Below are 15132 nucleotides of genomic sequence, written 5' to 3'. Positions count from 1 at the left end.
ATAAGAATTTAAGGAACACCGATGCCAACGTTGGATTTTAAAGGTAAGCAGTTTGTATATTCACATCACCTGAGTGTGCCGTTTCGTGAACTAAAAGTGGTTGCGGATAAATCTTTACCGCTGGAAGGCAAGTCAGCATCACTGGATGATAACCTCATCATCCATGGCGACAACCTTGAAGCCCTCAAGGCGTTACTGCCAACTCACGCAGGTAAAGTAGACTGCATTTTTATCGATCCGCCGTATAACACAGGCAATGAAGGCTGGTGTTATAACGACAATGTGCGCTCACCATTGATGCAAGAATGGCTCAAAAAGTCAGCTAATCCTGTTGATAAAGAAGATATGGAACGTCATGACAAATGGCTTTGTATGATGTGGCCGAGGCTTATGCTTCTGAAAGAATTGTTATCACAGACTGGCAGTATCTGGATAACCCTCGATGAAAACGAAAGTCATCGGATGAAACTATTATGTGATGAAATATTTGGTAGCAACAATTTTGTCTCGCATATGGTTTGGGAAAAGGTCTATAGCTCCAGAATGGATTCGTCTGGGTTTAGTAAAGATGTTGATTCAATTCTTGTATATGCAAAGGACAAAGATGAATTAACCTTGAATGCGATTATCGTTGACCAAGGTGAAAAGCAATTTACATATACTGACCCACGGAATGGAAAAAAGGCTAGATTACGCTCATTAAGAAAAGAAGGATCGAATTCAAGACGAATTGACCGTCCAAATACCTTTTACGCAATACCTGCACCTGATGGTTCAGAGATATTTCCTATAAAACCTGATGGAAGCGAAGGAACTTGGCGTTGGGATCAGAAAAAGGTATTAGCTGATATGGCTAAGGAGGATTCCCAGTTATTGATCCAAAAATCAAAGGATGGAGAATGGGAGGTATTAGTAAAGCAGTATTTTGAAGGTGAAATTGAGAAGCCAGTAAGTACGTTGCTAACTTCGGAAGAGTATGGACACAATCATGGTGCATCTGAAGAGATAAAACGAATTTTTGGTGGTGAGAAACCTTTTAATACGCCCAAACCGTCTAAATTAGTAAAAGGAATTTTACAATTATCAACTCAACCCAACTCCATAATACTTGATTCCTTTGCTGGCTCTGGAACAACAGCTCATGCAGTGCTTGAAGCTAATAAAAAAGACAATGGCAATCGTAAGTTTATCTTAGTTGAGTGCGAAGACTACGCCGATACATTAACAGCAGAGCGTGTACGTCGTGTTATCAATGGCTACCCCTTTAAAGGAAATCAAAAACAAGAACTGCTTTCTGAAAAAATTACTTGGTCGGTCTTTGAAAAGAAGCACGCTGAGTTGCTGGAAAAAATCGCTAATGTTGAGGAAAAACACAGCAGCGAGTTCGATAAAATCAAAAAAGTACTCAAAGACGGTGTGCTCACAGTCACAGGTGAGCGCAAAGTGGATGAGTTTGCGCCAGGTAGTGGCGGCAGTTTCACTTATTGTACCTTGGGTGAACCGATTCAAATTGAAAGCTTACTCACCGGCGAAGCGATGCCATCGTTCGATGCACTCGCACGTTATGTGTTTTATACCGCGACTGGGCAGTCGTTAGAAACTGTCGCGAAAGCCTCTGCCGATGGTTTTATCGGTGAAACAGACTTATTCCGTATTCATTTGTTCTATCGTCCTGATAGTGAATGGCTACGCTCAAATGAAGCGGCATTAAACGCGGACAAAGTAGCGGCGATTGCTAAAAACAATACCACGAAAAAGCGCACCATTGTCTTTGCTGTCGCGAAATTTATGAGTCAGAAGGACTTAACTGAAAAACGCATTGAGTTTTGCCAGTTGCCTTACGCTATCCATCGCATTATGGGGGCGTAACATGGAGTTAAAAGACTACCAAAACGGTGTGCTGGATAAGCTGGATTATTACTTAAAAAAGCTGGCCGACACCAAGGAAGAAGCGGAAGACTTTGTCGCTTTTCAGAAAATGAAAGGCAAAGAGGCCCGCTTAACCGATTACGCTAAAGATACGTGGGAAGCTCTGGTACAGGAGCGCCGTATTGACCTACTTAAAGACAAAAGTGGCAATTTGGTGCCTGCACCTTATGTCACAAGATTTGACGGCTTAGAGCGTCCCATTCCTAACGTGTGCCTGAAAGTACCAACGGGTGGCGGTAAAACCTTACTTGGCGTTGCTGCGGTCGAGCGCCTGCAAACGGATTTGTTTACGCAACAAACCGGCATGGTGCTCTGGGTAGTGCCGTCGGATGCCATTTACAAGCAAACCTGGAAACAGTTGGCTAATCGTGAACATCCGTATCGACAAATGCTAGAACGTGCTTCGGGTGGGCGGGTAAAAATGCTCGAAAAGAACGATGCCTTTACCAAGCGAGATACCGACGAAAACCTGTGCGTTATGTTGTTGATGCTGCAATCCAGTGCGCGTCAATCCAAAGAAACGCTACGAATGTTCCGCGATAGCGGCCGATTTACCACTTTCTTCCCAATTGAAGATGACACCAGCGCTAATGAGGCACTTTTGAGCAATATTCGTAATTTAGATTGTAACGATCTATCCGATTACGGTTGGCAAGAAGGCATCGCCCCAGGCTCAGTGTCAGTTAAACAAAGCTTAGGCAATGTGTTACGCATGGTTCGCCCTGTGATTATTGTGGATGAGGGGCATAAAGCTTATAGCGAAACCGCAAGAGAAACCCTGTGTGGCTTTAACCCTAAGTTTATTCTTGAGCTCTCGGCCACGCCTAACGCTAACGGTAAGCATCACTCAAATGTACTGGTGAATGTGTCTGGGCAAGCGTTGAAAGATGAGCAAATGATTAAGTTACCCATCAACTTAATCAACGAAGATAAAAGCGAGTGGAAGCATACCTTGTCGCTTGCGCACGCTAAATTGGCGGAGCTTGAACAGGATGCCGGACAGCTACAAAGCGAAACCGGTCGCTATATTCGTCCCATCATGCTGATCCGTGTTGAGCGCACAGGTAAAGACCAGCGAGATTCAGCCTTTGTGCATGCGGAAGACGCCCGCGAGTATTTGATGGAAAAACTCGGCGTGCATGAAAATGAAATTCGCTTTAAAACGTCCGATAAAGACGAGTTGGGTGATGATGATTTGCTCAGCGAAATGTGCCCCGTTAAATACATCATCACAAAGGATGCGCTGCGTGAAGGTTGGGATTGCCCCTTTGCTTATGTGTTAACCGTGTTGTCTAAAATGACCGCAAAAACGGCAATCACCCAAATGATTGGCCGGGTACTACGTCAACCACATGCGCGATTGACGCAAAAACCAAGTTTAGATGAGTGTTATGTCTACACCTTTGATCAGGATGTGATGGAAGCCGTCGCCGGTGTTAAGCAAGGTTTAGAAGAAGAAGGTATGGGGGATGTGGCGAACCAGGTTAAAGCCTCGGAAGCCAATAAAACCGCTGCAGTAGTGAGCAAAGAAACCTTATTGCGTAGAGAGCGTTTTCGTAACCTACCTAAAATATTCTTGCCTCGGGTTTTACATCGTGATGCTGGGTACAAAGACGGCTACCGTTTGTTTGACTATGAACGGGATGTGCTGGGTGACCTAGATTGGGAATCGCTGTCTTATTTGAATGCAGAGAACTTCCAGCTAGTGGACGACAAGTTACAGCGCACGATTGCCCGTATCGACTACAAAATGTCTAAGGATAACCAAGGCGAATTGGACTTGGCCGATCCGATCCACGAAAACATCGATTTTGACCCCAGTGCAGGCCTAGATATCTCGTTTATGGTAAGGCAGCTCACCGATGTTATTCCAAACCCCTGGCAAGCCATGCGGGTGTTAACGCACACGTTAGACATCTTGCGTGGTAATGGCGTTTCTGAGGAGGCCTTGTTTACTAACCGCCTTGAACTACTCAAAGAGATGAAGCGCGACATTAAACAACAGGTCGCGCAATTATCGGAGCAAATCTTCAGATCTAAGTTGGACAACGGTGATATTTCCCTGCGCCTACTCGCTTCAGATAACAAGAAGCTAAATTGGGAACTGGCGCAAACCCTAGAGGTTAATGTCAGTGAGCATGAGCAGGTGCTTCGCCGCAAGGATGGATCTGAACTCGAAAAAAGCTTGTTCGAAAAGGTCTATCAAAATGGGCTGAACAATTTAGAGCGCGACACAGCTTGGTATTTGGATAAGCAAGAGTCTGTGTATTGGTGGCATCGTATTGCAGTAAATCAACGTGAATACAGCCTGCAAGGCTGGCAAAAACAAAAGGTTTACCCTGACTTGTTGGTGTGCGTCGAACAGCCTAATTCTGGAAGTTATCGTTTTTCTATATTGGAAACCAAGGGCGAGCATTTAAAAGGGAACGACGACACTGAGTACAAGCGCCGATTGTTTGAGCTGTTAACTGAGCACGTCAAGACGGCGGTAGATGCTGGCGAGCTTACGTTGGAAGCTGCGTCGGGTGGTATGTCGTTCAGAATGCTGATGGAAGACAGTTGGTCACAGGAAATCGTGCCTGAATTGAATTAATGAGTCATTTGTTGGTGTTGTGTTGTCTCCAACCTTGTCACCCCTTCTGAAAAAGGGGCGAAACTCAAAAGGAATATCAAGTTAACGAGGATTTAGATGAGTCAGCCAATACCGACTTCGTATAATCAAATCATTGCGCATACGATAGAGCAAGCACTTGCTCTATCGGTTAATGCAAAGAACGAAAATGCTATTGCTGGCTTTTGCCAGTTGCAAGGCCCAACAGGCGGTGGCAAAAGTAGTTCTCTTTATCGTAGCCCGGACGGGAAGATACCTGCGAGCCTTGAATTTATAAAATCCAAAGGGTTGCAGGCCATCTTAGTTACCCATCGCTGGAATATCCTGCATGACATTTATGAAAGTGCCACGAGTGAAAAAGACAGCTCGGGTAACCCCTTGCTGGTTAGTATTCTTTATGCACAGGATGAAACTGTCGTTAGTGCGGTTTCGCAACGAGCACTGCCACATGAACAAGGTGTTCAAAAGTCTGACTTGCCCGATCCTTATAAGGCCATTGAGGATATTCATGGTTTAGGTGCGTTTCGTTCTAATGCTGATAAAGAGGCTCTCGTCCGTGCTTGCCACAACGTTTCAGCCATAGCCCGTAATGTTGAGTATAGAAAGAAAAACCCTGATTCGATGGGCGTCTTACTCGAACGAGAAGAGCAGGAACTAAGAAAACTGTGTGGCTTTGTCGAACGGACGCTACTTGGGTGCATGTCGTCCTTAGAGAAGGCTGTGAAGTATGCCAGTAAGCACCATGGCAAGACGCATGAGCTCACGGAGCAAGCAAAAGAAAAGCTTCGTTTATTCAGAGAAAATAAATGGGTGCGTCGAATTTTCCCGGCGATTGCCTGGCACGATGATAAGCAACATTTGCTGGTGTTAACAACGCAGAAGCTGTTCGCTTCCTTTTACGACGGTAAACAGAAAGTTAGAATGTCGAGCGGCCAACTGGCCGGAAAGGTTGTATTTGTTGATGAGTTTGATTACCAAGCGGACATTCTACAGACATTACTTGCCCAGTCCCAAATGGTGCAAGAGCCGCCTGAGTGTATTGGTCAATTACTTGAAGGCGGTAAGCGCCTATTAGCGCGAATGCAGTTTGTTACTGCTGAACCTATACCTGAGCTTTACAGTGAGCTTAAACAGCTTATTGCGGAGCTAGAGGAGGATTTGACCAGCAAAGGGGTCGATCTGAATCAGTCTAGGGCACTGGTAATGCCTTTAAAACAGTATGAATCCGGTGTTCCGTTCGAAAAGAAATATCTGTTTCGCTCAGACCACTTAGTAACCAGTGAGCCTTTGCAATTACAGCAAAAACCTCATGGCTTTGAAGTGAAAAGTTATGAGCAAAGCGATGATGTATCGGTTGATGTTGGTGATTTTTTGCGTGTGATGGAGAAATATATCAGACGCTTCAGTTTGCTGTTGTCACAGTTCGCGACCGATGAGTCCGAAGCTTATGAATATCTTGTTCGGCTAAACCGGTTACTGTTCGACCCCGCGAACGATTATCGACCATCCTACTACAGCACAGCGTTACCCAGTTTATCGCTGTTCTCATTACCTCGCACAAGCTTACCTGAGTTAGAAGCGCTCAGTAGATCAAACCTATTACCTAATACTCAGACGAATATGTTTGGCCTAACAACCTGGCTGTTAACCACGGATGAAGCCGAGGCGGATATTGACCCGTTGAGGATCAAGATTAAACGCGCACTATTGCCGACAACGCCTGAAGGGTTAATGGTTTCGTTATCGAGTCGGAACCTGGTTTTTGCACTATCCGCAACCTCTTATATCGAAAGGGGGATTGGTCATTTCGATATACGCTGGATTGAAAGCGCTTTGCGTTACGTGGCTCAGGCCCGCAATCCACAATGTACCGAGAGTTTTCTGGGCGATAGCTTTGAGCAGCGCCCCGAAGATTGGTTTAAGAAGCCGATTCCATATTTACAAACTGACGAGGATAAGCAGTTACAAATGGCGGTGATCCGCTCGTTGGTTAAAGATAAATCTGAAAAGCGTCGCTCGACACTAAAAACCACGATCCACGACTTTGATGATGCTATCAATGCCCCAGTTTTTCAGGAGGCAAAACTGCATTTGAACGCTGCATTTTTTGAGGCTGAGCACTCAGATTACAAGTATGAATACCGGCAGTCTGTGTTGTTTAAATTACTGCACGTTCTGCATTTGGCAGCGAATGAGCCACAACATAAAGGGCACCTGGCCTTTGTTAACTCAGTCAAATACCTTCGGAAGTGGTTGATAAGTGATACCGCAGAGAACAGCAGAATGAGCGCTGATTGGCTTGAAATGGAGCGTTTAACCACTGGCGTATTGTCTTCATTTGACGATGTGTTTATTCCTTTGGCTGTCAACGGCAAGCCCATGATGATTTGCTTGCTCAATGCTGAAGCACAAAAGCGAGAAGGATTTGAGCACGCATATCAAGCGGCGTTCGACTCTGGCCGTACCGTGGTGGTAATGACACAAACTGCATCCGCTACCAATGGCATTAATTTGGATTACTCCTTGCCTAACTCTCAAGGGCAGATGGATCTGACGTCGCTGTTTATTATTGAAAGTAAGCACTTTTACTTTTCACCATGGGATAGCAATGACGATGATGACGAAATGTCTCATGCTGGCTTTCAGCTCAGAAACTTAGAAAAATTAGTCAGGCGTTCAGAGTTTTCACGTAAGCAGCAGCGGCAATTCATTATGCCGTTAATGAATAACTCAGTTGCTAAAATCCAGGAGCTAAACAAGCTCTATAAAGGGACAAATGACTACGTTAAGAATCTTGCCGCTGACGTGCAGCAGCAAGTTGGTCGTATTGAACGTGCTTGGACATATGTGCCCCATGTCGCCATTCATTTAAGCGATGATGTAGCAGGCCATCTTCGCAACTACGGCCAATTAACCGTTTGTACTAACAACCGAAATTGGGTTTCAAACCTTAATAATCAGCTGATTGATGATCTTACTCATTCCGAAGATGCATCGGTTTCCAACTTTCTTGCCCTGTTGAAAACGCGATCCCAAGATGGCTCTGCTGCGGTAAATATTATTGATAATAAGTTAGTTTCCACTATCCGAGATGCAAGACAAGGTAAGGGTTGTATTGAAGATATTTCAGGACTTTGGCATGAACTAGGCCGCGCTGTATTGCAGCATGATCTCCAATGGATGCCGCATAACAACACGTTTGGCATTACTGAGCCTTTGTGTCGTTGGGCGTGCTTTGAACGACCCGAGGAATCAAAGGTTACTGGTGAAATATGGTACGACCCGAAAAGTTGGCAGTTCTTTGCGAAGCGAGCAGCCGGATTGATTAAATATAACCCACAGACGCTTTATGAGGTTGTTAATCGACAACCTGCCATTTCGGATTGGTTTAATCGGAAAGGTTTTCGAACGTCGTTTCAGCCGTTTGCCAACGACATTGAAGAGCAATTCTCATTTCATCCCGTTGTGATTCAGCGAATTTTACAAGGGCGTATTGGTGAGGAAGGCATTCGCGCATTGCTAAGCGATAAGCAGCTCTTAACTAAGCAAGACGTCTACAACCATGAGTTGTTTGAATTATATGATTTTGATATAGCAAACGCGGATGTTTTTGTTGATGCTAAATTTTGGTCTATAGCTGCTCTGGAACAGTCGGATGAAGGCTTTGAGCAATGGCTTGCTTCTGGCAAAAATCCTGAATTTGCGCCTTTGGGATTAATTAAGAAGCTGGAAAAGATCCGCCAAGTCCGTGGTGAAAATGCCATTTTGGTAATTGCGAATCTATTGACTGGTGAAGATTGCTCCTTATCGGGCTTTTCTGAAATGTTGGAACCAGTAAAAGTAGAGAATGCTTCAATCCTGTTTTTGCCTGGTTGTTTGGTGAGCGATGAATATCAAATGACGTCCGGCTTTAGGTGGTTGTCGAAATTAGTTTGCCAGCGTATTAGGGAGTATGGCTAATGGATAAAAATAAAGGTTTGAGGAAGTTGCCGCTGTCTCATTTGGTTTATTTGAATAGCGAGGTTGATGCAGAGAAAGCCAACAAATTTGTGGTTTATCACTATCCACTTCTCAATAACAACTATCAGTGGAAAGAGAAGAATGCCTGGGAAGAGCGAATTGATGCTGAGTTAGACAGTCGGCAGTTTGCCTATTTGATGAAAAAAAATGGCAATCAGTTTGGGCTCTATGTTGCTTTACAGAATTCAAATGATGTTCCGCCGTGCATTGTAGACACTGATTTGCAGCCTATTACTCCGGTACGCGTGGAGTATTCGCCGGTTTTCAATCCCGTGTGGATTCGCCTAATGATGCGTTCATTAAGAGCCTTTGATGGTCACTGTAAAGGCGCTTACAGTTTAGGTTGTCCGTTATTGAAAGTAGATAGCTGGGCTGGCGGCGTAAATGCGATCAGCCTAGATTGCAGAACTCAGCAGTTAAATGATGGTAATACCACTGAAATTGCACTTTACAAAGAAAACGTAATATTAAGACCGTTATCTAGTGACGATGATATAGATCGTATTAAGAAGCCTCTATGGGTCTATGACAAAAATAAGGTACTTGTCAGGTGGTATCCAGGCCAAGAAAGAAAACCGAGAGGCCCCCTGTTTAAAGAAATTGGAAAGAGTAAAAATTCACGGAAACAGCGTCCGTTTCTGGATCTTTCTACACCAACTAGGTTTGAGCAAAGTTGGCCTATGGTGTTAAAACCAGTGCAAGATGCGTTTATCCTTTTTGCGCGTGACTATGGTTTTGAACTTTCAGCTAAAACATTAAATCTCCAACCACTGACGTTGAAAACAAAGTATAAGGCTAATAAGGCTAAGTCATCTTTCCCAAGCATCGAGATATCCGGTGAAATCAAGGTTATAGACCTAAGAGTTAATGCTGTAGTTGCTTGTGAAGAAATCTTAGAATTATTTAAATCGATAATTGCACAGAAAGGTGTCGATGTTTCGTGGAATTTACTAGATGGAACTGCGGCAAATGACTTTGAACGGATAAAGCTTGAACGTTCGGATCGTGTTTTGATTCTGTTAGACCAAGAGAAGGGTATCGAAGATGACCGTTACCCACTAACTAAGTATCTAGTTGGGCGGTGTGCAGTTCAACATATCAACGTTAATCCTCATGATGTAACGGGAGACCCAGTCGAAAAAGGGTTGTTAATCGAGTCAAAAAGAGACGATGACCCGATAAAGCTATACGTTGCGTCTGAAGGTGGATATTACACCTACAACTACGATTTATTAGATACCAAGGCATACAAAGAAGCGATTATTAGAAAGCTTGAAGTGGTTCTTAAAGAGTTAGAGATCAAACGTTTACTGATCGATTCTGATAGGCCTATTTCTCAAGTCTTGCCATTGCAACGCGCCTGTTTAAACGAATCAACCATTGTCATTACTGATGGTTATTTGTTTACGGTTTCAAACGACAGACCGGTGTTGATCCCCTTCGATCCCACTGATTCTGGTATGACTTCGAAAACAAATGAGTACTTGGCCAATTTCGAAACATCTGTAGATGATTTGCTCACTTTGATGAATGAGAATTGGCCTTATAGTTATCGTCAGAATGTCGTAATGGATTACCGCGGTACTGAAGTTGATAAACAACGGCGATTTGCGGCAAGAATTACGCTTGTTTTGAGTAAGGATAAGGATGCACAAGTGTCAATCATGATGCAAGATCCATCTTACGACCAAACGAATGTCTTGCCATTGGGTATGGAAGATGCGCTTTCGGATTTAACCAAGAAACAGAAGCCTTATCCGTTGACGGATTGGATGCTGCCAGATAGTGAAGTATTGCTCAATATTGTCAAAGAATTGAGTGATGATGGCGTGTTATCCAGCCAAAAGGTAACAATGCGCTTTGAAAGTGAGTTACCCGAATTAGTTGAATTATGGCAAGAACAATTAGTTTCGCTTCATCAGCAAAATGAAACGAAGGTAACGTATTATCAGGTGAAGAAAGATGTGGTTCAACGTTGGTTAGATAAACGAGACAAGAAAAGAGATACAACAATCAGTGGTAGTTTAGATACCTTGTTATCTCGATACTTCGATAAGCCTTTAAACGACATCAAACGCTGGATGAGTAACATACCGGGTATTCAACGCATATGGTACGACAAAGAAAAGGGATATTTTGTTGTCGGTGGATTAACCTCTCCAAAAGCTCAGTTAATGAGGCAGCCGAGCATTCGGCAATGGCACACTTTGAAAGGTGAGTTGGATATTGACCTATTGGTAGATTTACTTGATGTAGATTGGGTTCGCATGAATCAGCTTGCCGGTAATCCATGTGCGGCAACATTAGTTAAACGATGGAAAGAGATTAACCGCAATTCAAGAGATGCTATCTTGTTTTGATAGGTATAGTCGCTAGTTGAATATAGTTAAGCACAAACATCTATTCCTCTCTATGTGTTCTCCATATACCCCACTAAGCCTAATGCTTAGTGGGGTATATTTTTTGTATGGGGGATTCGAGCATACATCCTACCCCGTACCCCAAGCCGTACCCAGTACGATTTTCTCTACAATTGAAAACCTTTTAATCCCTTATTTAATGCTCTCTAGCATCACTCCCGCTTCCATATGGTGGGTATAAGGGAATTGGTCAAACAGAGCAAAACGCGTCACGTTGTGTGTTTCGCATAGAATGTCCAAGTTCTCTTTTAGAGTCTCAGGGTTACAAGAGATGTACATGATGCGCTCGTAACCTTGCACCATTTTACAAGTATCGACATCCATCCCAGCACGTGGTGGATCGACAAAAATCGTGTTGCAGTTGTAGCTCTTCAGATCCACACCTGCATCTTGTAGACGACGGAATTCACGCTTACCTTCGATCGCTTGAGTAAATTCCTCTGCCGATAGACGTAAGATTTGTACGTTATCAATCTTATTGGCGGCGATGTTGTACTGTGCAGATACCACAGATGGCTTCGCTAGCTCAGTTGCCAGTACGCGGTCGAAATTCTGTGCCAACGCCAGCGAGAAGTTACCGTTACCACAGTAAAGCTCTAGTAGGTCGCCAGTGCTTTCTTGGGTACAGTCGACCGCCCATTCCAGCATCTTCTCTGCGACTTTGCCGTTCGGCTGAGTGAAGCTGTTCTCTACTTGTTGGTAGATGTAGCTTTGACCATTTACATCGAGCTTCTCGATAACGTAGTCTCGGTCTAGGACAATCTTCATCTTACGAGCGCGACCAATGATGTTTAGGTTAAAGCCTTCATCATTTAAACGCTGTTTAAGGGCTTTCGCGTTTTCAATCCACTCTTCATCAAGTTGGCGATGGTAAAGGAGTGAGACCAGAATCTCACCACTTAGCGTCGATAGGAAATCCACTTGGAACAGTTTACGACGTAGTGAGTCGTTGTCTTTCATCGCTTCAACCAATAGCGGCATCAGGTCGTTGATCAGACGGCTTGCTGCAGGGAATTGGTCAACACGGTACTTCTCACGAGTTTCTTGGTTGAACATGATGTAGTAAAGATCTTCGCCTTCATGCCAAACACGGAACTCAGCACGCATGCGGTAGTGCTGCTCTGGTGATTCAAACACTTCCAGTTCTGGCATGTTGTATGGCGCGAACATATCCGTGAGACGTTCGACTTTTTCAGCCAGTTGTTCTTGGTAGCGTTGTGGGTTTACATCAAGAGTAGCCATGATCTTACCTTTTATGGTGCATTCAATTTAAGAGCGCAGATTTTATTCAATCTCAATAGGATGTCCAGTTTTGTACTGGAATTGATTTAAAGATAGTGCGTACAGGCAGAGTAGAAAGCAAAATCAATCAAAACGTTACAACTTCTAAGGGCAATATTGGCTGGACAAATAATCAATAGCTGAATAATATTTGCCTCAAGTTGGTGCTATCTAGCAATCTAGATGGCTGAAATGGGAATCTGGTGTGAATCCAGAACTAAGGTTGGGAATTTTGTTAGAGTCACAAGTTGGAGAGTTATTGGTATAAAAAATTAGACATAAGGATTCTGCTAGACTAGGCTAAAACCATAACGTGAGCTAGTTGCGGTAGCAATGTGATTGAACAGAATGGTTCGTTTCCAGATGATTTCGGTGTTGATTACTGCCTTATGTGGGTCAATACGGATAAATATCCTTCATATATAAGCAGGCCAGACCCTGTCAGTGGCGAGATCATCCATGAAGTAAAAGGCAATTCAAAATCATTTATTCATGCACTTCCGATTTTAATTGACCCTGATGGCATGAATGTGGTGCCAGTGAACTTATACCTCCACTCTTTATTGTCAAATCCTGATATATCCTCCGTTAAGACAATCGAATCCCATGCAGTCGCGTTATTAAGCTTCTATCGTTGGATGAACTTAGAAATCCCTGAACATATTGACCCAAGAACAGGTGTGTTGGTTGAAGAGAAGCGCTCCTTAACAATATATGACTGCACCGAGAAGATAGAAGAAAGTCCAGTCGTTAGATATCGTGATTATCTATTAGAGAATCTTTATATCAAAGATGAAAACGGAAAAATCGGAGGCTCTCCCAGTACTGCGTCGAGCTATGTGCTAAAAGTTGTCGCTTACTACACCTACCTTCACCGCCAACGGATCGTTCCAATCAGCAAGACCTTCCGCCCATTTGAGTTTTTGGCAAAGAAAGTTCGCATACGGAACAAAAATAAGAGAGCGCAACATGACATGCTCTCACATCTTAATGGCTATCACGGTAAAGATATTATCGTGTATACAACAGGTCTCACTAAACCATTCAAAAATATACAGAAGCCTCAAGATGCTGATATCCGAGAGCTTCGTCCACTCCGTGAAGATGAAAAACAAGCACTTTACCGATATCTCGATGTTAAAAATTCATCTGACACTAAAGCCCTTATGCTGTACTTAAAAACGGAGGTTGGGTTGAGATTGGAGGAACTGATAACCTTTCCTGCTTCTGTCGTAGATAAACCAAAAGCTAAAGTGGTTAAAGTGCCAATTGGTGAGCGTATTAACGGCTGCCTAACCAAATACAGAAAAGATAGAACGATTGAAATCCCAGACTATGTTATGGATCTTTTGTACGAGTACAAGCTAAGCAAGGTAAGGAAGGATGCAATTGAAAGCGGATTATTACGCCATAACCATCTATTCGTTCAATCGAATGGCAGTATCTACGCCCCAAATACAATTCAAAAGTATGTGGAAGCGGTACGCAATGATTTGATTATTAGCGGATTTGATATTTATTTTGCCACTCATGATTTACGTGCCACTTTCGCAACTGACTGGCTGTACAACAAACACATTCAAACACGCAAGCCCTTTGAAGCACTGATGTCGGAGTTGGCTGATTTAATGGGGCATGAAAGTACCGCTACTACCCAAAAATATATTAGCTACATGAATGACGATAAAACCTGGTCGGAATTCGCTCAGCGTAAAAATCAATTCGCACAACAAACGTTGAGATGATCACATGGCAAAAAGTCGCTTATCTGTTTCCAGAAATCAACATAAACCAATCACCCAACTAAAGACTAAGGATAATGTCACTTCATTAGACTTGAGCTTTGAATTGCATCAACGAGGGATGGCATACAGTATCAAATATAACCTTCTTGATTGGTGCCATGAGCAGTGTGACCCTCAAAAACCATTAGTACAACCGTCTCGATTGAATAGGATGCAAAAGCTAAGGGCGTGGGTTAATCAAGAGAGAAAAAATCAAAGTAGTGAAGCCTATATAAGAGTTAAATTAGCGAGTTTAAAGCAGTATATTTCTTTTTGTGACTTTAATATGCTCGACCCTTTTTCTCAGGGGGGATACCTTTCTTACGCTGGTAACTCAGGTCAATTGTGGCGTTTAGTTAACGCGGCTAATGAGCCAAAAAGATATCATTTTCAGTATCATGACGGTGAAGAGGCTGGCTTGTTGGAGGACACTGCTTTTATCCAAAAGACCTTACTCGATATACTACTTACAGTGCTTGATTTTGATGTGTCAGAGTGGCAAGCCACGCTTAAACCCTTCTCAATAAAGAATAGTGAATCATCAACACAGCCGTATACATCAAGTGAATGGTATGCATTAGTTAAACGAACTCAACTATTCTTTTTCTCTCTAGCAACTCAACTTATTGCGTTTAAAGAGGAAAACCCCGAAGCCCCTCCGCCTCAATGCTTAGAAGGCATTGTAGTTGATAGAAATAATGGTCGGGACATCACAATTACACTGAGGGGCAAGGACGGCTCTGTGAGTCCGTTTAATCAATGCATGGCGGCAGCTTACACCCTATTTGCCTACTACACTGCATTTAACGACACAGTAATAAAAGATGTTCGCCATCCCATTAAAGTGATTACATCGAAGGTAGAAGGTCGCACATCGAAAACTGCTCAAGTTCGTGCTTACAAAAGTCGCGCTTCAAAAGACGTAAAAGCGTTGTTTGCAGGTTCAGATGAAAACTTGCATCCCGAAGCTATTGAAAAAGAGGCAGGGTTTATTATTGCCGAAATCAATAAGCGCGACGCTGTTGGAAAAATAGACGGAATCACTTTTATTCAAACTCTCGAACTCCTCTCTAAATCCTATAGCAAT

6 protein-coding genes and 1 pseudogene are annotated in these 15132 nt (G+C 43.3%); 6 read left to right on the top strand and 1 reads right to left on the bottom strand.

The genetic code is table 11. The features are described from left to right. Window positions 1-21: 21 nt before the first annotated feature. The 4 genes from CAG69_RS04245 (at window position 22) to CAG69_RS04230 (ending at window position 10920) form a co-directional block, all read left to right on the top strand. On the top strand, window positions 22-1869 hold the full coding sequence (locus CAG69_RS04245; protein ID WP_161442873.1) for a site-specific DNA-methyltransferase: 1848 nt from the start codon (window positions 22-24) through the stop codon (window positions 1867-1869). Between the two features lies 1 nt (window position 1870). Continuing rightward, window positions 1871-4522: a DEAD/DEAH box helicase gene (locus CAG69_RS04240; protein ID WP_161442871.1), complete on the top strand. Its 2652-nt coding sequence runs from the start codon at window positions 1871-1873 to the stop codon at window positions 4520-4522. A gap of 210 nt (window positions 4523-4732) precedes the next feature. Continuing rightward, a complete protein-coding gene (locus CAG69_RS04235) occupies window positions 4733-8500 on the top strand; it encodes a hypothetical protein (RefSeq protein WP_237668034.1) in 3768 nt (1255 codons plus the stop codon). Next, window positions 8500-10920, top strand: coding sequence for a hypothetical protein (locus CAG69_RS04230; RefSeq protein ID WP_161442867.1), 2421 nt, complete (start codon window positions 8500-8502; stop codon window positions 10918-10920). The genes CAG69_RS04235 and CAG69_RS04230 overlap by 1 nt, the downstream gene beginning before the upstream one ends. Window positions 10921-11112: 192 nt before the next feature. On the opposite strand, the gene trmA is transcribed toward CAG69_RS04230, so the two are convergent. Beyond that, the gene (gene trmA / locus CAG69_RS04225) at window positions 11113-12222 is read right to left on the bottom strand and encodes a tRNA (uridine(54)-C5)-methyltransferase TrmA (protein WP_161442865.1); all 1110 of its coding nucleotides are present in this window, start codon (window positions 12220-12222) and stop codon (window positions 11113-11115) included. A gap of 374 nt (window positions 12223-12596) precedes the next feature. On the opposite strand from trmA, the gene CAG69_RS04220 reads away from it, so the two are divergent. After that, a complete protein-coding gene (locus CAG69_RS04220; protein ID WP_010319831.1) occupies window positions 12597-14006 on the top strand; it encodes a tyrosine-type recombinase/integrase in 1410 nt (469 codons plus the stop codon). A 4-nt stretch (window positions 14007-14010) separates the two neighbouring features. Next, window positions 14011-15132: pseudogene (locus tag CAG69_RS04215) on the top strand (hypothetical protein); the annotation flags it as partial.

Source organism: Vibrio sp. V43_P6S15P86 (assembly GCF_009904725.1).
GTDB classification, from domain to species: Bacteria; Pseudomonadota; Gammaproteobacteria; order Enterobacterales; family Vibrionaceae; genus Vibrio; species Vibrio diabolicus.
This window is presented reverse-complemented; position numbering and strand designations above follow the sequence as displayed.

Coding starts and splice junctions, on each gene's coding strand:
- CAG69_RS04245 (WP_161442873.1), top strand. CDS start 22: ATGCCAACGTTGGATTTTAAAGGTAAGCAGTTTGTATATTCACATCAC.
- CAG69_RS04240 (WP_161442871.1), top strand. CDS start 1,871: ATGGAGTTAAAAGACTACCAAAACGGTGTGCTGGATAAGCTGGATTAT.
- trmA (WP_161442865.1), bottom strand. CDS start 12,222: ATGGCTACTCTTGATGTAAACCCACAACGCTACCAAGAACAACTGGCT.
- CAG69_RS04230 (WP_161442867.1), top strand. CDS start 8,500: ATGGATAAAAATAAAGGTTTGAGGAAGTTGCCGCTGTCTCATTTGGTT.